This window comes from Balneolaceae bacterium (assembly GCA_034521445.1).
In the GTDB taxonomy this organism is placed as follows: Bacteria; Bacteroidota; Rhodothermia; order Balneolales; family Balneolaceae; genus JAXHMM01.
Genome location: JAXHMM010000003.1, coordinates 586,376 through 607,637 on the forward strand (window position 1 = coordinate 586,376; position 21,262 = coordinate 607,637).

The 21,262-nt window shown below is 57.8% G+C and carries 23 protein-coding genes and 4 tRNA genes; 10 read left to right on the forward strand and 17 right to left on the reverse strand.

Features of this window, described 5'->3' with window-relative positions; translation table 11 throughout:
* Positions 1-20 precede the first annotated feature (20 nt).
* Positions 21-443, forward strand: coding sequence for a DoxX family protein (locus tag U5K31_03240; protein MDZ7771743.1), 423 nt, complete (start codon positions 21-23; stop codon positions 441-443).
* A gap of 65 nt (positions 444-508) precedes the next feature.
* On the opposite strand, the gene U5K31_03245 is transcribed toward U5K31_03240, so the two are convergent.
* From U5K31_03245 to U5K31_03280, 8 genes are all read right to left on the reverse strand, one after another.
* On the reverse strand, positions 509-1,813 hold the full coding sequence (locus U5K31_03245; protein MDZ7771744.1) for a rhodanese-like domain-containing protein: 1,305 nt from the start codon (positions 1,811-1,813) through the stop codon (positions 509-511).
* Complete coding sequence (gene egtD / locus U5K31_03250; GenBank protein MDZ7771745.1) at positions 1,810-2,766, reverse strand: L-histidine N(alpha)-methyltransferase; 957 nt, start codon at positions 2,764-2,766, stop codon at positions 1,810-1,812. The genes U5K31_03245 and egtD overlap by 4 nt, the downstream gene beginning before the upstream one ends.
* A gap of 55 nt (positions 2,767-2,821) precedes the next feature.
* Positions 2,822-3,568 (reverse strand): flavodoxin family protein, encoded by a 747-nt coding sequence (locus tag U5K31_03255; GenBank protein ID MDZ7771746.1) that lies wholly within the window; start codon positions 3,566-3,568, stop codon positions 2,822-2,824.
* A gap of 50 nt (positions 3,569-3,618) precedes the next feature.
* Entirely contained in the window at positions 3,619-4,179 is a 561-nt protein-coding gene (locus tag U5K31_03260) for a peroxidase-related enzyme (protein MDZ7771747.1), read from the reverse strand.
* Between the two features lie 67 nt (positions 4,180-4,246).
* Positions 4,247-5,350, reverse strand: coding sequence for a DUF3179 domain-containing protein (locus tag U5K31_03265; protein MDZ7771748.1), 1,104 nt, complete (start codon positions 5,348-5,350; stop codon positions 4,247-4,249).
* A 15-nt stretch (positions 5,351-5,365) separates the two neighbouring features.
* Positions 5,366-6,184 carry a hypothetical protein gene (locus U5K31_03270; protein MDZ7771749.1) on the reverse strand — a complete coding sequence of 273 codons (819 nt, stop codon included), beginning with the start codon at positions 6,182-6,184 and terminating at the stop codon, positions 5,366-5,368.
* Between the two features lie 120 nt (positions 6,185-6,304).
* On the reverse strand, positions 6,305-6,544 hold the full coding sequence (locus U5K31_03275) for a hypothetical protein (protein ID MDZ7771750.1): 240 nt from the start codon (positions 6,542-6,544) through the stop codon (positions 6,305-6,307).
* A 64-nt stretch (positions 6,545-6,608) separates the two neighbouring features.
* Positions 6,609-7,262 carry a sigma-70 family RNA polymerase sigma factor gene (locus tag U5K31_03280; protein MDZ7771751.1) on the reverse strand — a complete coding sequence of 218 codons (654 nt, stop codon included), beginning with the start codon at positions 7,260-7,262 and terminating at the stop codon, positions 6,609-6,611.
* A 122-nt stretch (positions 7,263-7,384) separates the two neighbouring features.
* On the opposite strand from U5K31_03280, the gene U5K31_03285 reads away from it, so the two are divergent.
* The 8 genes from U5K31_03285 to U5K31_03320 all read left to right on the forward strand — a co-directional run bounded on the left by U5K31_03285 (position 7,385) and on the right by U5K31_03320 (position 13,712).
* Positions 7,385-8,140 carry an alpha/beta fold hydrolase gene (locus U5K31_03285; protein ID MDZ7771752.1) on the forward strand — a complete coding sequence of 252 codons (756 nt, stop codon included), beginning with the start codon at positions 7,385-7,387 and terminating at the stop codon, positions 8,138-8,140.
* Positions 8,141-8,322: 182 nt separating this feature from the next.
* Positions 8,323-8,880 (forward strand): carboxymuconolactone decarboxylase family protein, encoded by a 558-nt coding sequence (locus tag U5K31_03290; protein ID MDZ7771753.1) that lies wholly within the window; start codon positions 8,323-8,325, stop codon positions 8,878-8,880.
* Positions 8,881-9,077: 197 nt separating this feature from the next.
* Positions 9,078-9,575, forward strand: coding sequence for a sigma-70 family RNA polymerase sigma factor (locus U5K31_03295; protein ID MDZ7771754.1), 498 nt, complete (start codon positions 9,078-9,080; stop codon positions 9,573-9,575).
* 4 nt (positions 9,576-9,579) lie between these two features.
* Positions 9,580-10,248, forward strand: a complete 669-nt coding sequence (locus U5K31_03300; protein MDZ7771755.1) for a hypothetical protein — start codon at positions 9,580-9,582, stop codon at positions 10,246-10,248.
* Positions 10,249-10,315: 67 nt separating this feature from the next.
* Positions 10,316-10,660 carry a hypothetical protein gene (locus U5K31_03305; protein ID MDZ7771756.1) on the forward strand — a complete coding sequence of 115 codons (345 nt, stop codon included), beginning with the start codon at positions 10,316-10,318 and terminating at the stop codon, positions 10,658-10,660.
* A gap of 215 nt (positions 10,661-10,875) precedes the next feature.
* A complete protein-coding gene (locus tag U5K31_03310; protein ID MDZ7771757.1) occupies positions 10,876-11,379 on the forward strand; it encodes a VOC family protein in 504 nt (167 codons plus the stop codon).
* 109 nt (positions 11,380-11,488) lie between these two features.
* Positions 11,489-12,658, forward strand: a complete 1,170-nt coding sequence (locus tag U5K31_03315) for a pyridoxal phosphate-dependent aminotransferase (protein ID MDZ7771758.1) — start codon at positions 11,489-11,491, stop codon at positions 12,656-12,658.
* 25 nt (positions 12,659-12,683) lie between these two features.
* The gene (locus U5K31_03320; protein ID MDZ7771759.1) at positions 12,684-13,712 is read left to right on the forward strand and encodes an LLM class flavin-dependent oxidoreductase; all 1,029 of its coding nucleotides are present in this window, start codon (positions 12,684-12,686) and stop codon (positions 13,710-13,712) included.
* A 13-nt stretch (positions 13,713-13,725) separates the two neighbouring features.
* Here U5K31_03320 and U5K31_03325 read toward each other — a convergent pair whose 3' ends face one another.
* The 7 genes from U5K31_03325 to U5K31_03355 all read right to left on the reverse strand — a co-directional run bounded on the left by U5K31_03325 (position 13,726) and on the right by U5K31_03355 (position 16,236).
* A complete protein-coding gene (locus U5K31_03325; GenBank protein MDZ7771760.1) occupies positions 13,726-15,081 on the reverse strand; it encodes an NAD(P)/FAD-dependent oxidoreductase in 1,356 nt (451 codons plus the stop codon).
* A gap of 72 nt (positions 15,082-15,153) precedes the next feature.
* Complete coding sequence (locus U5K31_03330) at positions 15,154-15,366, reverse strand: GDCCVxC domain-containing (seleno)protein (GenBank protein ID MDZ7771761.1); 213 nt, start codon at positions 15,364-15,366, stop codon at positions 15,154-15,156.
* The gene (locus U5K31_03335; GenBank protein ID MDZ7771762.1) at positions 15,359-15,538 is read right to left on the reverse strand and encodes a hypothetical protein; all 180 of its coding nucleotides are present in this window, start codon (positions 15,536-15,538) and stop codon (positions 15,359-15,361) included. The genes U5K31_03330 and U5K31_03335 overlap by 8 nt, the downstream gene beginning before the upstream one ends.
* Before the next feature lie 327 nt (positions 15,539-15,865).
* Positions 15,866-15,938 (reverse strand) — tRNA-Glu (locus U5K31_03340).
* 16 nt (positions 15,939-15,954) lie between these two features.
* Positions 15,955-16,025 (reverse strand) — tRNA-Cys (locus U5K31_03345).
* Positions 16,026-16,049: 24 nt separating this feature from the next.
* Positions 16,050-16,126: transfer RNA gene (locus U5K31_03350), tRNA-Arg, on the reverse strand.
* A gap of 36 nt (positions 16,127-16,162) precedes the next feature.
* A tRNA-Pro gene (locus U5K31_03355) sits at positions 16,163-16,236 on the reverse strand.
* Between the two features lie 683 nt (positions 16,237-16,919).
* Between U5K31_03355 and U5K31_03360 the strand changes: the two genes are divergently transcribed.
* Complete coding sequence (locus U5K31_03360; GenBank protein ID MDZ7771763.1) at positions 16,920-17,309, forward strand: hypothetical protein; 390 nt, start codon at positions 16,920-16,922, stop codon at positions 17,307-17,309.
* Between the two features lie 16 nt (positions 17,310-17,325).
* Here U5K31_03360 and U5K31_03365 read toward each other — a convergent pair whose 3' ends face one another.
* A complete protein-coding gene (locus U5K31_03365) occupies positions 17,326-18,285 on the reverse strand; it encodes a glycosyltransferase (GenBank protein ID MDZ7771764.1) in 960 nt (319 codons plus the stop codon).
* Between the two features lie 112 nt (positions 18,286-18,397).
* Positions 18,398-21,085, reverse strand: a complete 2,688-nt coding sequence (locus tag U5K31_03370; protein ID MDZ7771765.1) for an ATP-dependent Clp protease ATP-binding subunit — start codon at positions 21,083-21,085, stop codon at positions 18,398-18,400.
* Positions 21,086-21,262 lie beyond the last annotated feature (177 nt).

Consider the following 21,262-nt stretch of genomic DNA (forward strand, 5'->3'; position numbering starts at 1 on the left):
ATCAACGTACGCTCAATCTTATGGAAAAATTAAATTCACTATCCGGCATTGCGCATTGGCTGCCCCGATTTTCCCTGGCTGCCATTTTCCTCTATCACGCCTTTCCGAAAATAGCCATGACGGGCGCCGTATCCTCCATGATGGGCATGCCCTTTGTTATGGTGCTCATGCTGGGCATTATGGAAGCGGCGGGCGGTCTGCTCATTCTCTGGGGCGGATTCGGTCCTGAGTGGGCCACACGCCTGGCCGGGCTGATCTTTACCGTGATCATGATCGGGGCCATCTTCATGGTTCATGCCCAATTCGGATGGAACTCCATCAACATGGGTGACAACGGGGGCCGAGGCATGGAATTCCAGGTCCTCATCATTGCTGTCTCCCTGCTCTATGCGTTCAAGGGCAATAGCCTCAAGGAAAAAGTACCGGTTCCCGAAGGAGCGTAACATCCACAGGGCCATCAACGTGACGCGGCCTATTCGGGCCGCACATCACCATCCCGAAGCAAGCGTCACCCGGTACGGGTGCGCGCCTGCTTCGGGATTCCTTTTTCAATGGGGTTGGAGGGATCGCTGCACCACTCGTACCACCCCCCGTCGTAGACCGACACCCGCGGCCATCCCATCAGCCAGGCGTTCAGGAAAGCCTCGCTGCCCCGCCATCCCGTGCCGCAATAGAAGGCGATGTGCTTGTCCGGCGTGATGCCGCCCTCCTCCCAGGTGCGGGCCACTTCGGGGTATTCCCGCATGGTGTGATCGAAGTTGCGGTAGTTTTCCATGTGATAGGCGTCGCTGCCGCAGTTGCCGAAGAGGGCTCCCGGTATGCGACCCTTTTTCTCAATATAGTGGTAGCCGCTGCGCTCACCGATGAATTCCTCCCAGCTGCGGATGCTGACCAGTTCACCATCCCCGGAGTTCAGAAGCTTATGTGCCTCCGGCAGGTCCACCATGTACTCCGGGTGGCCGGGGATCTTGAGACCGAAATCGCCCGCTGGAGAGGGAGACGCCGGTTCTTCGGTGATTTCGTAGCCGGCGTGCTCCCAGGAGGTGATGCCCCCGTTAAGGATACGCACATCTTCCACCCCCGCCCAGAGCATGATGGCAGCGCAGCGAAGCGCGCCCAGGTGACCCGCGCTCTTGCCGGGAAAGGGATTCTGGTCGTAGACGGGGGATGAAAAACGGCCATAAAGTACGACGGTGGTGTCGTGACGGATGCCGAGGTCTTCCAGGGTCTCCTTCACCTCGGCGGGTGTGCGGCGATTCCAGGTATCGGGAGACTCCAGGCTGTTGGTGTTCACGGGCACGGCCCCCGGGATGTGTCCCCTGCGGTAGTCTTCGATATAATCGTAGTGGCTGTGGCAGATCACGAAACGGTCGTTATCGTAGTGTTGGGGGCGGCCGCCCTCGGCCAGCTCCTTCACCCAGCCGGGCCAGACCAGGTGGCGGAAGCGGGGAAGCCGCTCGAGGGGGCGGTCTGAATTGGCGGCCCACTCGTTGGTGAAAGCGCCGTAGACGCGCACCTCGCTGTAGCCGAGACGCTTCAGCTTGTCCGCCATTCCGGCGCCCTCCTCCTCGCCGTAGCCGTAGACCACCACAGGCCGGTCCGGAGTAATGTCTTTCTCCTCCAGCACCTCCACCCAGTCCATGTAGCGGGTCCAATCCAGGGGCAGGCTCCTGGCGCCCGGGATGTGTCCCCCGCGCGGCTCATTCTCCAGGCACCAGCCGTTGTAGGCGGACAGGGGGCGCACATCCAGCAGCGTAAGGTCAGACCGGCCCAGGCAACGGGCCAGCTCTTGGGTTGTTATGGTGTTGCTCATGAGGAGTCGTCGATTTTTTTCAGCAGTTGCAGTGAAAACCAGTCGCGGCGATCGGTCCAGACCTTCTCAATGTGAAAGCGGTCTTTGACAAGTCGGCGGAATTCCTCCAGGGTGTACTTGTGGGAATTCTCGGTGTGGATGGTCTCGCCCTCTTCCAGCTCGAAGGTGCGGCCGGCCACCTGTACCTTCTGGCGCTTGCGGGAGACCAGGTGCATCTCGATGCGTCCCTTCTCCGGGTTGTAGAAGGCCAGGTGTTCGAAACCCGAGGGGTTGAAGTTGCCTTCCAGCTCCCGATTCAGGTGGCGCAGGATATTGCGGTTAAATGCAGACGTGACGCCCTTGCGGTCGTTGTAGGCCGCCTCCAGCACCCTGGGGTCCTTTTTCAGATCCACCCCGATGAGCAGCAGCCCGCCGGCTTTCATCAGCCCCGCGATGCGAGCGAGTATGGCCTGCGCCCGGGTGGGTTTGTAGTTGCCGATGGTCGATCCGGGGAAGAAAAAGGCGAGGCGTTCGGTTTCGCCGGGCAGGTCGGGCAGTTCGAAGTGGGTGGTGTAGTCGGCGCAGACGGGCCTGACGGACAGCCCGGGGTATTCCCGGCGCAGCTCCCGGCTGACCTTCCGCAGGTAGTCGCTGGAAATGTCCACCGGCACGTAGGCCTGCAGGTCCGGCAGCCGGTCCAGCAGCAGGCGCGTCTTGCGGCTGCTGCCGCTGCCAAGCTCCACCAGCGCCGCGCGGGCGCCGATGCGCCGGGCCATATCACCGCCGTGATCTTCCAGGATAGACCATTCGGTGCGCGTCAGATAGTATTCCTCCAGGCGGGTAATGTGTTCGAAGAGCTCGGAGCCGCGTTCGTCGTAAAAATATTTACTGGGCAGTCGTTTTTGGGGGCGGCTGAGACCCTCGATTACTTCCCGGCGCATGGTTTGGCTGCCGGAGGCGATTTCCTGAGGCATGGGGGGCTGTTTGAATTGGGTGGTTCTGGGACATGCGGCGTCGCCGTCCGCAAAGCTACCGGTGTTCGGGGTTGGGATGGTCGAAACGGCAGCCCGCATCCCACTCCGAACGCTGGTTCCCGTGGGCGGGTATGCCCCCGGCCTCCTGCAGCATGTAGGCCATGTGCATCAGGTTCCAGGTCATAAAGGTGGTGTTGCGCTGGGTGAAATCGTTTTCGGGTCCCCCGGAATCCTCATCGCGGTAGGAGGGACCGGGGCCAGCCTCACCGATCCAGCCGCAGTCGGCCTGGGGGGGGATCACATAGCCCAGGTGCTGAAGTCCGTAGAGTATGCTCATGGCGCAATGCTTGATACCGTCTTCGTTGCCCGTGATGATACAGCCCCCGGTGCGGCCGTAGTAGGCGTACTGCCCCTCATCGTTTAATTTGCCGGACCAGGAGTAGAGACGCTCGATCACCCGGTTGCAGACGGAGGATTTCTCGCCCAGCCAGATGGGGGAGCCGATGACCAGGATGTCCGCCTCCATCACCTTGCGCTGGATCTGGGGCCACTGGTCCGTCTCCTGCCCGTGCTCGGTCATGTCGGGGTAGACGCCGGGTGCGAGATCGTAGTCCATGGCCCGCAGCACCTCGGTGTCCACGTCGTTTTCCTCCATAATGGAACGGGACACCTCGATGAGGCCGTCGGTGTGTGAGAGGCGGGGCGACGGTTTCAGCGTGCAGTTGATATAGAGGGCGCTGAGGCCGGAAAAGTCCCACCGGCTTTCGCTGCAAAGTTCCTGCTGCTGTTGGGATAGCGTCATGTTGAATCCGTTTTTTTAAGGGTTATACAGGTCTCTTGTGTCAGGATCGCTTAGTATTTATAGCCCCCGACCTCCTCTTCGCCGGGCTCCACACCCAGGCCAAGGACCAGCCGGTTGACAAAGTTGAAATAGCCTGTCACCAACACGGCGTCCAGGACGGCCCGTTCCGAGAGGCCCAGGTCGGTGAGGGAGCTAATGTCAGGATCTTTTTTAATGCCGTCGGGCCGGAGCGTCAGCTTGCGGGCCAGGCGGCAGAGTTGCCGGTCGGCCGGTTCCAGGTCGAGGCTTTCGAAATCGCGGGCCAGGGCCTGCACCCGCCGCTCGTCTTTCCAGTAGTGGTTCAGCGCCTCCGAGTGGTGCTGGACGCAGTAGGGGCAGTTGTTGGAAGACGAGACCACCACGCCCAGCATCTCGCGCTGCGCCCGGCTCAGGGGCGAACGGCCGAACATGACCGACAGGTAGAACTCCATGTGCGTGACGATGCTCTCCGGGTTCAGGCTTTGTATCTTGTGCACATGGGCCAGCTTGCCCCGCTTTTCCCGGAGCTCCTCGTAGATTTCTTTCAGGCGTCCTTCGGCTTCCTCGGGCTCTATGATGGAGATGTAGGGCATGTCATGGGTAGTGGGTTGAGCGTTCATTCCTAAGATATGCATTCAGCGGCAGGTCGCAAGAGCACGGTCAGTCTGCCTGGTAGAGGTCGAGTGCCGGGAAGAAATCGACCCATGCGAACCAGTAGCCCGTGTAGGAGTGGGTGGGTTGCAGGCGCTGGCCCTTGCGCGGCCCCTCCACGGCCACCCCGAAGAGATTCCAGCGGTTGCCTTCGCCGTCCTCCATAACTACCGGCAGGGCGTCCTGCACGGCCTTCATTTCAAGCTGTGTGCCGTCGGGAAGGGTGCTCCTGAAAGAGGCGGCGAAGTCGTGCTCCCTGCTGCCCACCACAAGTATTCGCTGCCCGCGCAGGGTCTCCTGGATGACGTTGACGCCCTCCCCGAACACCTTGATGGGATATACCCTGACCGGCGCTACCTCATCGGCGGGACGCTCCAGGATCACGCCGTGCACGCGATCCTTGCGGTCCAGGCGGTCATCGTGATGGGTAATGGGGAAGAGGATAGCCGAATCGTCGGTGCTGTAGGTGCTGCCGTAGGCATAGCCGGTATAACCCCTGTTGTAGCCGGTCTCCCGTGTGAGCACCTCTGAATCGGGGTACATGGATTTCCAGGTGGCCCAGGTGGTTTCCAGCAGGTCCTCTGTCTTAATGTCGGTGCCAGCCAGTTCCCCGGCCACGCTTCGCATTTGCATCTGTGACCAGTTGCTGTCGGTATGCCGGTCGTAGGGGATGAGATTGTTCCTGAAGAGCAGACCGGAAACTCCGAATTCAGTAACCTGTCCGTTAACCTTTCTGTTCCATCCGATGGCGGTGCCGGTGAGCGGGCAGTGGGTGATGGCTACGGGTGTACCGTTCACCTCGTCGTTCACGATCTCGTGCCAGTCCAGGATCTGGTGGGGATAGGCCCGGATGGTGTCGCCTATGCGCAGGCCTACTACGCGGCGGTCGTCGTCGATGTACTGCACCTCCGACGCTTTGGCGAAGACGGGTCTATCCACCGAGGGGATGCCGTCCTTCCCAGGGCCACCGCTGACCACCTGGTCACGTGGGATGATCCAGTTATCGTGCCCGTCGTTGGAGGAATCGCTCACCGAGTTACTGCAGGCCGTAAAAAGAAATCCATAGAGCAGCAGGATGAGAAGAATGCGAAGGATGGTGTCGGACAGGTACATGGCTCGTGGGGTGGGTTAAAAGATGACGCTCCTGTTCAGATTGAAAAAGAGGGAAGCCGAGGCGGTGAAGGCCGTGGAGCGGTAGCGCAGCATGAACACATAGGAGAGGTCGCCGGCCAGTTTGTCGGTTATCCCCGCCGTGGAAACCCATTCGTTGCCAAACTTGTACCGGTCGCCTTTTCCAAAACGCTCTGCCGTGCCTGTTCGGCGGTAGGTATTGAACCAGAAGACATTTAGAGTGGTGGCGGGGGCGAAGCTCTTGGAAAAATAGGACCATAGTACCCCGTCCCAGGCGCCGGTGCCCGGCTGCATGTCGGCATTCAGCGGGAGCCGCCCGTCGCGCAGGGAATGGCGTCCCACCGGCGCCTTGATCCCGATGCCGGCTGCCAGCTGGTACTGCTCGCGGATGGTGTTCTGGTGGAGGACGTATTTGAGCATCAGCAGCCCGTCACCTATTCCGCGCGTGGTCAGCGTTGGATTGGGTCCGGGCGTTCCGAGTCCTGTTTCACGATATTTCTGTACGAGGGAGGCGGTGCCTGTAAGGGTGATTCGGCGGGTGAGCCCGTAGCTGAATTCAAGGAGTGTGGACCGGGTGTGGCGACGCACCGAGTTGTTCTTCAGCCGCGAATTTTCACTGTAGAGAAGGGAAATGTCGTTGTACTGGTAGGTGAGTCCCACAAGCAGGTTCCCGCTGGAGGTGGTACTGATGCTCTGGGAGCTGATCAGGGGGGCGCCCGCGCAACTGCAGGTCTGGGCCTCCGCAGGTGCGGGCATGGCCAGGATCCCTGCAAGAAGGGTGCCCGCTAGCAGGAGTATGTAAGGCGGCTGTTGCATGTCGGCAGCTTCAGGTTATATGAATAGACTACCGACCGGTGAAAGTTCTTACCCCAGGGGGATTAAAAAGGCAGGTAAAAAAGGTGAGCGTGTAGCGTTCGTTTCCGCCTCCAATCGCTGTCAGGAGGTACCGAGTTCCTGCATGGCCTCGATCAGGGCCTCGTATTCCTCCCTGCAGTTTCCGCAATGGTCGAGGTGTTCCTGAACCAGGGGCATGGCTTCCTCGGGCGATTTGCCGGCCAGCTCCATTTCGGCGAAGCGGTGAAGCTTGTCAAAACAATCATCGCAGCCGATTTCATCGGCTTTGGTGGCGGTGACCGCCCGGATCAGTTTTTTGAGTACTTCAGTTGTCAGTTTCATGGGTTCAGGCAGTTGCACTTGATGGTGCGATACAGGATAACGGATGCATTGAAACCGTCATGTCTTACCATTTTTTCAGCAGTTCCTCGGGATCAACCCCTTCTTTTTGCAGACGATTTTTGAGTTTGAGTCTGGCATCGTGCACCACTTTGTAGAGGGCGTTCCGGTTGGTGTCCATCTGTTCGGCCACCACGGTAATGGGCAGCCCGTGCACCATGAGCGCCCGTATGGCGGTTCGCTGTTTCTCGGTCAGCTCCTCGTCCATGATGCGCATCACCATCTCCATGATCTGTGACTGGTGGGTGTCGTGGTCGGGCTCCGGACCGGTATCTGCCATGCTCATGGAGAAGATCTCCCGGTCGCCGGGCTCGGCCTTCAGATCGTCGATGGAAATATCGTCGTAACGCTTGCGCCGCAGCTCCGTCAATCCCTCCCGCACAGCGATCTTCATCGCCCAGGTGGTAAACTTGCTCTCTCCCCGAAAGGACTCCACGTTATCAAGAATTTTGAGCAGGGCATCCTGGGCCACATCCTCCACGAAGTCCTCCAGCTCCCGGTCCACGTATTTGCTCAGGGCGGGTTTAAGGCCGCGAACGAGCGTCTGCCGCAGCTGTTTTACCGCCCGCTCGTCAGGCGGGTTGCGCAGTCCCTCCATCCACTCCTCGTTGGAGGCGAAAGATTTGGACTGTTCTGATCGTCTCTTGAACCAGTTGAACATGGCAAACCGGGCTGTGTATTTTCAGGTCGATAAATACCGAACCATAGCGTACCATTCAAGTGCATTGTTTGGTCTTCCGGCGGGCTATACGCATCTATTCAAAACGCAAACGCATCCACATCATGAAAAGCCATACCCTGCGTTTTCCCGGGCACAGCGAAGAGCTGGCTGCCCGCCTCGACGAACCCGAAGGGGGCATCCGCCGGGGCACCGTACTGTTCGCCCACTGTTTTACCTGCTCCAAAAACCTGCGCGCGGTGGGACGTATATCCCGGGCCATGACAGAGGCCGGGCTGGGGGTCTTCCGTTTTGACTTTACCGGTCTGGGAGAGAGCGAGGGCGATTTCGCCGATACCAACTTCTCCTCCAACGTAGAAGACCTGCTGGCCGCCGCCGGTTACCTGGAAAAGGAGTGGCAGGCCCCCGGCCTGCTGATGGGACATTCGCTGGGAGGCGCGGCGGTGCTTCAGGCAGCGGAACGGCTGGAATCGGTTCAGGCCGTGGCCACCATCGGCGCCCCCTGCAAGCCCGAACATGTGGCCCATCTGCTGTCGGACAGCAGGGAAGAGATCGAATCCAGCGGACGTGCGCATGTCGTGCTTGCCGGACGCTCCTTTACCATCAAAAAGCAATTCCTGGAGGACCTGGAGGAGCAGCATATGAATGAGATTATCCGTGGACTGGGCAAAGCGCTGCTGATCTTCCATTCGCCCGTGGATAAGACCGTGGATATCGACAATGCCGCCCACATCTACAGGATGGCGCGCCACCCCAAAAGCTTCATCTCTCTGGATAAAGCCGACCATCTGCTGAGCAAGGAGGAGGATGCCCGGTACGTAGGTTCGGTGGCCGCAGCCTGGGCCCGCCGCTACCTGTAAGCGGTCCTTTGCCCGGGCCGGACATGCGCGGGACCGCCCGTATTGGCGGAACCTATTTGCCTCATCGACAGAATCTTCATGCCCTGCGGGTAATAAATCTGCGGCGCATCCCATCCAATAATCCGGGGCCGGAATTCCGGTCACCGTCACTCTCCCAACCTGTAACAAAACATCGGATCTTTATGGACTTTGATATTTATACCGCAGACAACGCTCCCGAGAACTCCCGACCGCTGCTGAATGCGGCCGAAGAGAACTTCGGTTTCATCCCCAATCTTCTGGGCGAATTTGCCGAGTCGCCCGCTGTTCTGCAGGGTTACCTGCAGCTCAACGAGGCGGTTTCGCAAACCGACTTTTCGCCCAAAGAGCAGCAGCTTGCCATCCTGGCCGCCAGCATTGAAAACAAGTGCCACTACTGCTCGGCGGTGCACTCCACCATCCTGAAAAACCAGCTCAAGGTGGATGAGGATACGGTGAACGCCGTTCGCAGCGGGGAGGGCCTGGATGACCCTAAACTGGATGCACTGGTGAGCTACACCCGCAGCGTGGTACGCAGCCGCGGTCACGTGGACGCCGGGGAGGTGCGGTCCTTCCTGGACGCCGGGTACAGCAAGCGCAACCTGCTGGAGGTAAACCTCATCGTGACGTTGAAGACCCTGAGCAACTATACCAATCACCTGGCGGATACCCCGCTGGACGAGGCCTTCAAGCCGGAAGCACTTGAATTTGCGGCCGTGTAATCCCGATACGGTCCCTGACCCAGACCCGGGCCGCCGGAAGGCGGTCCGGGTTTATTATATTGGCGAGATTCGGAACACTTCGTTTGCAACGGAATGGTGAATGCGCACTATATTTTTTTGCCGACACTGTAATTGCGATGGTATTGATGCAACTAATGCAGTGTAACCCCAGAAACTTACCGTACATAACGGTCGCTGTGAAATCAGATATTCGGGAAGAGAAATTTTTGGAAAGGGTGATGGATGATCAGAAGATCATCCACAAGGTATGTGGCATGTATTGTGACAACGAAGAAGATCGGAAGGATCTGTTCCAGGAAATGCTGGTCAATCTGTGGAAATCGTACCCGTCGTTCCGGGGAGACGCAAAGTTTACCACATGGATGTATCGGGTGTGTCTGAATGTGGCGTTTCAGCAGTTGCGGAAACGTGACAAGAGCAGGGAATATACAACGTCGCCGGGAGATTTCGACCGGATGAGGATGCCCGGGAAAGAGGAATTGCCGGAAAATGAATTAAACCTGCTGTATAAGGCCATTGCACAGTTGAGTGAGATTGAAAAGGCTATAGTCATGCTCTACCTGGAGGCAAAGGGCAATGAGGAGATCTCCGAAATCATCGGAATATCCCAGAATAACGTAAGGGTCAGGATGACCCGGATCAGGAAGAAGCTCAAAAAAATCGTGGAGGAATGAGTTTATGGAACTGGAAACTCTAAAAACCATATGGCAGGAAGCGGGAAAGTCCCCGTATCACGGCCACACCATGGATAAAGATCATATACAATCACTTATGAAGAAGAAATCACAGACTACTTTTGCGAATATTAAACGATCCATGCGCCTTAAAGCGGTTGCGGCCGGCGTCATCGGGACCTTCGTGCTGGCCGTTTCCGTGGTGCAGCTGCTGGCGATCACCGAGGAGCCTATACTGGATTTCAGTTTCCTCTCCGCATTTGAAATGGGGTTGGTTGCGGCTGTGATGAGTATGGTAGTGCTAACGGTGGCCGCGGTCAATTTTATAGGCTACCGGCGCATAACCCGATTTGAATGTTCCACCCGGCCCCTGAAAGCAATGCTGGAAGAGAGTGTTGTTCTGCTTCGCAGAATCATGATGATCGGAGTCTACTCGGACGCGATTTTCACACCTGCCATAGCAGGCTTCGTCGCCTACATCTGGTTGTTTCAGAGACAGGAATTTGCGTGGGATATTCGTCTCATTTATCTCGTCATGATCATGGCAGGCACCGCATTTTTTGCCTACGTCACGGCAAACTGGCTGATGCAGGGCAAGCACGGAAGCCATCTCAATAAACTGCAGGGTTATCTGAAGGAGTTGAAACTTTCAAACGGTAATTCCTACGCCTGAAAAGCCGGTTGATAGTTCTCCCGGTCTGGGACCCGAAACACAACCGCATTAACCAAATAATACTGATATGATTCCCACCGTACTGTGGAGAATAAACAAATTAACTTGTTCTATGGCATATCGGGCCATACTGCTGCTGGCGATTCTTGGTCTGTCTTTTTCGAACGATCTTTCCGCGCAGGGAAACAGCTATGAACACCAGATTGACGCGCTCCAGAAAAGCTTTGCCGGGCGAAGTGTGGATCCCTTAAAACAATATCTTAGCAAGGAACTGACCTTCCTCACGTACCCATCCTCGGCTACAGCCACCATTTTGGCTCAGGTGTTTGCGAATATGCCGCAATTGGTTTCCTTGGAGACCGTGGCATGGAATCCGGGGAAGGTCAGGCTCAGCTATACCTTTTCCCTTTGAGAAGGCCAAGAAGGCTCAGAGGGATATTGGATGGCCCTCGAGGAGTTTCTTTCCGTCTTCTATCCTGATAAATAACTCGCCCGGTTCAAGGGGCTTGCCGCCGCACGGGTCCGTCGCTACCTCTTCCCCTTCTTCCACCTGTAGCGGTTTTATTATATTGAGACATACGTGAAGTTCTTTCACCGGCCACGGACCCCAAATTATTGTTGTTTCCCATGGATACTCCCACCGGCAACGACTACAAAGTCCCCGACCGGACCCGCATCGGGCACGTTCACCTGAAGGTGGCGGACCTGCATCGCGCCCTGGACTTCTACTGCGGACTGCTTGGATTCGAGCTGACCACCACCTACGGCGATCAGGCCGCCTTCGTCTCCGCGGGCGGATACCACCATCACATCGGGCTCAATACCTGGCACAGCAAGGACGGCTCACCGCCCCCTCGCGGCAGCACGGGACTTTATCACACCGCCATCCTCTATCCATCGCGCGAAGAGCTGGCCCGCGTTTTGCAGCGCATCCTGGAGGCAGAGTGGCCGCTTTCGGGAGCAAGCGACCACGGAGTTTCCGAGGCCATCTACCTGGACGATCCCGACGGCAACGGCGTGGAGCTCTACCGCGACCGGCCGCGGGGGGAATGGAACTACGGGGAGGACGGCAGCGTAGAGATGGTGACCCGGCCGCTGGACCTGGAAGAACTGCTGGCGGAACTGGAGTAAGAGATTAGAAAGGGCTCTGCCGTTAAAACGATCGCCAGGGCCGTGAATTATGCAGGGGCCCTGGTGCTTCCGTATATTCAACGGTCATTGTAACCGACAGACAGTCCTTATGAAACCACTCTCCTCCCTGACCGAATCACTCCGTCACAGCGATATCCGCTCCATTACCGCCCGGGTCAATGAGGTGGACGGCATCAACCTGGGACAGGGAATCTGCGACATGCCCACTCCCGGCGCCATCAAAGAGGGCGCCCGAAAGGCCATTGACCGCGACAAGAACATTTATGCTCCCTTTGACGGAGTTGACCTGCTCAAGCAGCGTATTGCGGAGAAGGTCATCTCCTTCAACAACATCCCCATACGCGGTTCTGACAATATTCTGGTTGCGAGCGGCTCCACCGGCGCCTTTGTGACCGCGGTTTTTGCCCTGCTCGATCCCGGAGATGAGGTTATCCTATTTGAGCCGCTCTACGGCTATCACAGTCATATTCTGCAGTTGCGGGGAGTGCGGCAGAAAACGATGCTTCTGAACCCCCCGGACTGGCCCGTTGATTTTGAGGAACTGAAATCCCTCATCACTCCCCGGACCAAGGCCATCGTCGTAACCACGCCCAACAATCCCTCCGGGAAGGTTTGGTCCGAGCAGGAACTCCGCCGCCTGGCGGGACTGATCGAGAAGCACGACTTGTACGCCATAACCGACGAGGTCTACGAGTACATGACCTATGGCGATCACGCCCATATCTCCCTGGCCTCCCTGGAGGGCATGTTCGAGCGAACGGTTACCCTTTCCAGCTTTTCAAAAACGTTCAACATGACCGGCTGGCGGCTGGGGTATGCGGTCGCCGCAGAACATATCGCCGAAAAGATGGGACTGCTGAGCGACCTGTTTTACATCTGTGCGCCCACTCCTCTGCAGTACGGACTGGCGGAGGGCTTTCCCGCCGATGATGCCTATTACGAGGAACTGCGTGAGGACTACAGCCGAAAACGAAGCCGCATTTGCAAGGCCCTGGAAACGGCCGGCTTTAAGGTCCCTCGTCCGCAAGGGGCCTATTATGTTTTTGCCAGTTTTGAACCGCTCAGCGACCGGCCCGGCTTTGCTGACGACAAGGAAGCCTGCACCACGCTCATCGAACAGGCCGGCGTAGGCTCCGTTACGGGGCGATCCTTTTATACCGATCCCGGGGACGGCAAATACCTGCTTCGTTTCTGCTTCGCCAAGAAAGAGCACGAACTGGAAGAGGCGTGCCGAAGATTGGAGAAATGCTTCGGTTAAACCTACCCATCATCACAGGCATCCTATGGAATTTGGCATTTACACCTTTGTGGAAAACACCCCCGTGGCCCGCAGCGGCGAGACCCTGCCGCCCGAACAGCGCATGGCCCACCTGCTGGAGGAGATCAAGCTGGCCGACGAGGCGGGACTGGATGTCTTCGGCATCGGCGAGCACCACCGCGAGGAGTACCTCTCCTCGGCACCTGCGGTCATCCTCGGCGCCGCCGCGGCGCGCACGGAGAAGATACGTCTCAGTTCGGCGGTGACCGTGCTGGGCTCGGAAGATCCGGTGCGGGCCCACCAGCAGTATTCGACGGTGGACCTTCTCTCCGGCGGGCGCGCGGAGATCATGGTGGGGCGGGGCTCCTTTACCGAGTCCTTCCCGCTCTTCGGCTGCAGCCTGCAGGACTACGACGCGCTTTTCGCCGAAAAATTGGAGCTGCTGCTCGAGCTGCGCGAAGAGGAGGAGGTTAACTGGGAGGGCAACCATAGACCTTCTATTGACGGCCGGGGCGTCTACCCGCGGCCGGTGCAGCGGCGCCTGCCCGTCTGGGTGGCGGTGGGAGGTACCCCGCAGTCGGCCTACCGCGCCGGCAGGCTGGGACTGCCCATGGCCCTGGGCATCATCGGGGGGCAGCCGGCTCAGTTCAAGGGTCTGGCCGACCTCCACCGGAAGGGGGCGAAGGAGGGCGGACACGATCGCCTCCCCCTGAGCATCAACTCCCACGGTTTTATCGCGGAGGATTCACGGGAGGCCGCCGACATCGCCTTCCCGGCCTTCAAGGAGACCATGGACAAGATCGGACGCGAGCGGGGCTGGGCTCCCATGACACGGGAGACTTTCGAAGCCTCACGGCAGTTAAAAGGCGCCAATGTGGTGGGCAGCCCGCAGGAGGTGACCGAAAAAATCCTCTACCAGCATGAGATTTTCGGGCATGAGCGCTTCCTGCTGCAGATGAGCGTGGGCAGCCTGCCGCACGACAAGCTGCTGCGCTCCATCGAACTCTTTGCCACGGAGGTGGCGCCGGCGGTGCGGAAGGCGCTGGAGGAGTGACGGCCCCTCCGCGTCAAATCATATACTGCAGGTTCGAACCGTAGGTGGGATAGGCAAAGATCATCTGTTTCATTTCAGTGGTTTTGATGCCCCTGTTGATGGCCATGGTCAGCATGTTGATGAGCTCCGGCGCCTGTTCCCCGATCAAATGGGCTCCAATCACCGTATCGCTCTCCTTGTCCACGAGGGTTTTGTAACCGGTATGTGTTTCGTTGGTTCGTTTTGAAGAGTACCAGCCGTCGGTCCGTCCACTTTTTATGTCCACTTCCAGGCCACGTTCATTTGCCTCATCCTCTGTCAGACCAGCCATCGCCAGCGGCGGGATGGTAAAGACCATGGAGGGCTGTACCGGATATTTCGCTTCGCGATTGTTACCGTTTAACAGGTTGGAGGCAACAATATGCGATTCGAAACCGGCTACGGGGGTCAGCGGCTTGCCCGGGCTGGAGGCTGCGTCACCGGCGGCATAGACTCGGGGATTATCGGGACTTTGCAGAAAATCGTTGACGACAATTCCCCCCTTGTCCCGTTCAACCTTCGCATGGTCCAGCTGCATATCGTCAATGTCGGGTACGCGACCTGCGCCATGAACTACCAAATCGGCTTTCAGGGATTTGGTGTCACCGTTTTGGGAGGCCTCGACAGTAAAATGGTTTTGGCTCTTTCGAACAGTCTGTACCTCGGCATTCAATTGTACGGTTATTCCCAGCTGCCGGGTCTTTTCCAGTAAGATATTGGAAAGGTCCGCATCGAAATTTTCCAGCGGGCGGTCGCCACGGTGTACGATATGCACCTCGCTTCCGGCCCGGGCGGCGATATGAGCAAATTCAAACGAGATGTACCCGCCTCCGACAAAAATCAGGGAATCCGGCAGGTTATCCAGCTCCAGGAAGTCCGTGCTGGTGACCATATGATCAATACCGTCAATAGGCAAGGGTGCCGGTTTGGCGCCCGCGGCAATGAGCATGCGATCGCCGGTAAGTGTTCGCCCTCCCACCCGGAGGGTCCGCTCATCTGTAAACCGCGCTCGACCGTGTACCGGCGTGATGCCCTGTTTTTCCATGGCCTTTTCCCTGTTTTCAGGGACCGGTTCGGTGAAACCGCGTTTGAATTCCATCATATTCTGCCAGTCGATTTCCGCTTTGCCGTGCACGCCACGCCCCTTCATCCGCCGGGTCCAGTCAACAGCCTCAGCCGCTCCTACGAGCACTTTTTTGGGGTCGCATCCCCGCCGGGCGCAGGTGCCGCCAAAGGGGCGGGAGTCAATTTGGGCAACCTTCCAGCCCGCTCCGGCACATTTGCCGGCCGCGACGGAGCCGCCGGATCCGGTTCCGATGACGATAAGGTCGAAATGTTCTGAATCAGACATATCAAAGGGTGTTGATTACAGGGTAGACCTATGGATGTGATACGATGGGGAATTCTTACCGGCAGAGTCGTTTCAACAACAGGATTCTCCTTCTTTCTGCACGGGCGGACAGGGATGGTCGCCATAGGAGCAGAACACGCAGCAATCTCCCTTTTGAGGTTTAATAAGGTTGTCACACCGGGGACATTCCCAGAAGAAGCGACAGGAATCGGTCGGCATTTTCTCCGTAGAGCGGTGCCCACATTCGGGACAAGTTATGGTTGATGTCAACGATACGTTATTCATGGCTATTCAGTTTGCGTTGGCACTCTTTTGCTTTACGGTGAATCCGGTCTTGTTGATAGCGGCCGGTTTCTTCCTCGCGCCAGAAATGCCGGGCCGTTTCGTCGGGTATGTGCAGGCCGGTTGAATCCATGAAGGAAATGTCGGCCGATCGGATTCCTTTCAGATTGTTCAATACGTCAGCTACGCGTTCCGCGCATCCGCTGCAATGCATGCCGGCTGTCCTTATTTCCTTTTTGGCAGGCGTGATCGTCGCCCCTCTTCCAGCTTTCTGAGTGGCATCCGCTGGCGTGAATCGGGGCGGTCATTGCAATGCCTGCCTGCGGTGTACGGCCTGCACGCATGCCCAGAGTCGAACATGTCTTTGAGGCTGGTAGCAGAAAGCCTCATGCCGGGTGGACGCCCGGATTTCACGGGAGGTTGTGGCAGGCGGCGGCAGGCGGAAGGGGGAGGGGAGGAGAAAAGCGCCTTCCCTTCGCCGGAAAGCGAAAGGAAGGGCTCGTACCGCGTACGGGATTCGAACCCGTGCTACCGCCGTGAAAGGGCGGCGTCCTAAACCCCTAGACGAACGCGGCAGGTAAAAAAGGGAAGAGGCGACAGGCGGATTCGAACCGCCGTAGGAGGTTTTGCAGACCTCTGCCTAACCACTCGGCCATGTCGCCCTGTTCTAATCTGTCCAACTACACTGGTACGCCCGGCAGGACTCGAACCTGCAACCGTCGGCTTAGAAGGCCGATGCTCTATCCAGTTGAGCTACGGGCGCGGGTTCCGCAGCGCCGGAAGGTCTGACTGTCATGTGTCGGGGAGACAGGATTTGAACCTGCGACCCTTCGCTCCCAAAGCGAATGCGCTACCGGGCTGCGCTACTCCCCGTCATTACGTTCATGCTGTCAAAGAAAAAGGCCGCTGGAGACCGCTTCAGGCGGCTTGTTTCGCGGCTTTGAAAGACTTCAAATATAGGGGTCCTCTCCTCACAAATCAATGCGAATCGCGACCGGTGTGATCGAAGGCGTCGCCTGTGCTAATGTGACAAGTTTCGATTGGGATGAGTGCCAAGGGTCAGAGTCCATCATTCGAATTTGTAAGTTGATACCGGGTGAGAAGTCCAATATAGGAACTGGGTGCCTTTAATCAGGAATTGCACCGATTGGAAAAAGTACCGGAATGATATCAATAGATGAGCTGGAGGAATTGGCGAACTCGAAGCTGATCGATGCCAGGGTGTTGCATCAGGGTGAGCGATACGACAGTTCCGTATACCTTTGCGGGTATGTTATCGAAATTTGTCTTAAATTGAGAATATGCAAGACGTTACGTTGGTCCGGGTATCCGAACTCCAATAAGGAATTCGAAGATCTGAGGAGTTTTCGGACACACAAATTGGATATTCTTTTGACACTTTCCGGCATTGAAGAGAGTATAAAGTCCGAATGTTTTGAGGATTGGGCCCGGGTAACCAAGTGGGATCCGCAAAGCCGTTATCGCCCGGCAGGAACAATTGATGCAAGCCACTCCAAACAGATGATTTTATCCGCAGAAAAACTTAAAAGTTTGTTATGAAGAAAGTAATTAGAGATAAATTCCGAAAAATGGAACGCAGGCTTTCGGAAGAGTATGGGCCTTTTAATTTTTTTGGAGTTTTTCTCCCGGAGGAATCGCCAAATCGGTGGGATTTGCTGGTATCGGCAAACTGGTTGGCTTCTGATGATGGAGCGGCTACCAGGTTTTTAATCGAAAGGATGCGTGAACATCTTGACCAGGGGGAGATCATCTTTATGTCGACGGTCGTGGTGCTGGAGGGTGATCACCCGGACATGGATGAAATCTATGAGGAGATCGAAGTGGAACATGGATTCGTAGAAATGCGCGATGAGGTAATCTTCGGTAGAGATATTGAGAGAGCGTATATTTTGACCTGCCGACGAAGTACTGCTGAAGCCTGGTAAATCTCCAGCGGCGCTATTACCCTGTCCGGTTCCGAAACTGCTCGCGGATGAAGCCGCTTCCGTAGCCCGTCAGCTGTACCAGGGAGGTGAACACTGCCAGGGCGCCCACGCGGAGGCTGCCGGTGATCACGCCGGCGTGCATCAGCAGGGTGGCCAGGAAGAGGCCGAAGGGCATGCTGAGCCAGCCGAAGAGGGGAGGGTTGAGCGGGATCAGCAGTAGGTAGCAGGCCAGTCCCACCGTAAAAAGGGCAGGCAGCGCATGCACCCATTTGATCTCCCCGGGATGGAAGCGGGCGATATTAATACGCGCACGGCCGAAAAAGTGGGCCTGGCGGAAGAAGTCCCCCAGGCTGGTGCGCCGCTTGTGATAGACCCAGGCGTCGGGGATGAGTCCGGTGCGGAAACCCTGCTTGATAATGCGCAGGCTGAACTCGATGTCCTCGCCCATGCGCGTGATGCGGTAGCCGCCGGTGGCGCGGTAGACCTCGGCCGAGATGCCCATATTGAAGCTTCGCGGGTGGAAGGTACCGGCGTGGCGGGCGTTGCCCCGTATACCGCCGGTGGTGAGGGGGGAGGTCATGGAGTAGCTGATGGCCTTCTGCAGCGGGGTAAAATCGTCGTGTGCACGGTCGGGTCCCCCCCATGCATCCAGCGGCTGCTGGTCCAGGTGGTTGCGGACGATACGGAAATAGTCGGGGGGCACCAGGCAGTCGGAGTCAAAGACTACGTACCAGTCGCCGCGCGCCCGGTCGAAGCCGTAGTTGCGGCTGAAGCCCTGTCCGCTGTTCTCCTTGTAGAAATAGCGCAGGTTGAGGCGGTCCTGGAATTCGCGCGCCACATCTTCACAGGGCTCGGAGGAGCCGTCTTCCACGATGAGCACCTCAAAGTCGGTGAACGTCTGTTTGGCAAGGCTTTCCAGAAGCTCCCTGACTTCGTCGGGACGGTTGTAGACGGGCACAATCACCGAGAAAGTCATAAAGTCTCTAAAGTCCTACAAGTCCAAAAGTCCAGAAGTCGGAAAGTCAAAAAGTCATAAAGTCCACCGACTTTTGGACTTTTTGACTTCAAGACTTATTAGACTTAGTTAGTTAGACTTGGTGGCTTTCAGACTTTGATTCGGAGGCTTTGCGTCCGCCCCCTGCAGTCGCACCGCCGGCGGAGGTCGAGGCGCTTCCGCCCGACGAGCCGGAGCCCGTAGAGGAGGAAGAGCCAGAGGATCCGGAGTCGTCGCCGGAGGAGGCCTCCGTGTCGCCCTCGTCGCCGGCGTTCTCGGGCTCGTCCCATCCGAAGGTGATGCCGTCGCGGGATTTGTTCATCTTGATCTTGATGGTGGTGCCGTCGGCATGCTCGTTCTCCAGCAGCTCCTCGGCCAGCGGGTCCTCCACATACTTCTGGATGGCCCGTTTGAGGGGACGCGCCCCGTACTTCTGGTCGAAGCCCTTGTCGCTGAGGAAGTCTTTGGCGCCTTTGGTGATCTCGATGGTGTAGCCCAGCTCGCGGATGCGTTCGAAAAGATCGTCGGCCATCAGGTCGATGATCTTGTAGATGTCATCCTGCTCGAGGGCGCGGAAGGTGATGACATCGTCAATGCGGTTCAGGAACTCGGGGTTAAACACCTTCTTGAGGGCGTCCTGTACCGTCGACTTCATCTGCTCGTAGTCGTAGGTGGATCCGCTGCTGAAGCCGATGCCCTTGCCCATGCTGCGGATGTCGCGGGCACCGATGTTGGAGGTCATGATGATAATGGTGTTGCGGAAGTCCACCTTGCGGCCCAGGCTGTCGGTAAGTATGCCGTCGTCCAGCACCTGCAGCAGGATGTTGAAGACATCGGGGTGGGCCTTTTCGATCTCGTCCAGCAGGATTACGCTGTAGGGTTTGCGCCGCACTTTTTCGGTGAGGATTCCGCCCTCCTCGTAGCCCACGTAGCCGGGAGGGGCCCCGACCAGTCGTGAGACGGAGAACTTCTCCATGTATTCGCTCATGTCGATGCGAATGAGGGTGTCCTCCTGGTCAAAGAGGTAACGCGCGAGCACCTTGGCGGTTTCGGTCTTGCCCACGCCTGTGGGACCCAGGAAGATGAAGGAGCCGATGGGGCGGGTGGGGTCCTTCAGGCCGGCGCGGGTGCGCTGGATGGCCTTGGTGAGTTTCACGATGGCCTCGTCCTGGCCGATGATCTCCTTGCCCAGCTCCTCCTTCATCTTGAGGAGCTTCTTGCCCTCGCTCTGGCTGATCTTGTTGACGGGCACGCCGCTCATCATGGCCACCACTTCGGCCACATCCTCTTCGGACACGTCGAATACGATGTCTTCGGCCTCCTTTTCCCACTCCTTCTGGGCCTGGTCGAGTTCTTCGCTGAGGCGCTTCTCCTTGTCGCGCAGGCGCGCGGCCTCCTCAAAACGCTGTTTCTTGACCATGGCGTTCTTCTCCTGGCTGGTGGCGTCGATCTCCTCCTCCAGGTCCAGGATGTTCTGCGGCACATGGATGTTGGAGAGGTGTACGCGGGCCCCGGCCTCGTCGAGAGCGTCCAGGGCCTTGTCCGGCAGGAAATGGTCGGTGACGTAGCGGTCGGTCAGCTTCACGCAGGCCTGGATGGCCTCTTCGGAATAGCTGACGCTGTGGTGTTTCTCGTATTTGGGCTTGATCTGCGTAAGAATCTCGACGGTCTGCTCCGGGGTGGTGGGATCGACCATGATCTTCTGGAAGCGGCGCTCCAGCGCGCCGTCCTTTTCAATATACTGTCGGTATTCGTTCAGTGTGGTGGCGCCGATGGCCTGCACCTCGCCGCGGGCCAGGGCCGGCTTGAGCATGTTGGAGGCGTCCAGTGATCCGCTGGCGCCGCCGGCGCCCACGATGGTGTGCAGCTCGTCGATGAAGAGAATGACGTTCTCGGTTTTCTCCAACTCGCCCATCACGGCCTTCATCCGCTCTTCGAACTGTCCGCGGTACTTGGTGCCTGCCACCAGGGCAGCCAGGTCGAGGGCGATCACACGCTTGTCATAGAGCACGCGGGACACCTTGCGCTCGATAATACGGGAGGCGAGTCCCTCGGCGATGGCGGTCTTGCCCACCCCGGGCTCGCCGATGAGTACGGGGTTGTTTTTCTTGCGGCGGCTCAGAACCTGGGCCACGCGTTCAATTTCCTTTTCGCGTCCGATGATCGGATCGAGCTTGCCTTCCTCGGCCAGCTGTGTCAAGTCGCGGCCGAAGTTGTCGAGTACGGGCGTTTTTGATTTGTCCATTTTCTTCTCCCTGGAGCTTCCAGACGATTGTCCACCTTTCGAGGATGAGGAAAGGCTGGAGGATACGGATCGTGCATCCTGATGATCTTCGTCAGGTGATTTGCCGGAAATAATCAAGTCCAGCTCTTCGCGGACGGAGTCGTAGGATACGTTGAACTGCTGTAGGATCTGCGCGGCGATATTCTCGTCGTCGCGGAGCAGGGACAGCAGCAGATGTTCGGTGCCGATGGTGTCGCTCTTGTAGAGCTTGGCTTCCAGATAGGTGATGCGCAGTACCTTTTCGGCCTGCTTGGTGAGGGGGATATTGCCCACGGTGACCGATCCCCCGGTTCCTCGGACGGTGTCCTCCACGGTTTTTTTCAGCTTGTAGAGGTCGCAGTTGAGGTTCTTGAGGATCTTGATGGCTACACCTTCGCCGAGACGGACGATACCCAAAATCAGGTGTTCCGTGCCGATATAATCGTGACCCAGCCTCAGCGCCTCCTCGCGGCTGAACTGTATGACATCACGAACCTTGCTGGAAAAATTGCCCTCCATAGAGTCTGTTGCTTCTGAAAAAATTTGGGGTCGTTCGTACCCGTGTGTAACGAGTGGGAGTGTTCTTTAGTTCACCTTTCCCCATCGAAAGTAGTATTGGCTCTGTGCAAAAGCAAGCCCGATGGCGTGCTCCCGGTGCTTCCCGACGCCGGGCTTTCGGCGCCCCGTCCCGAGTGG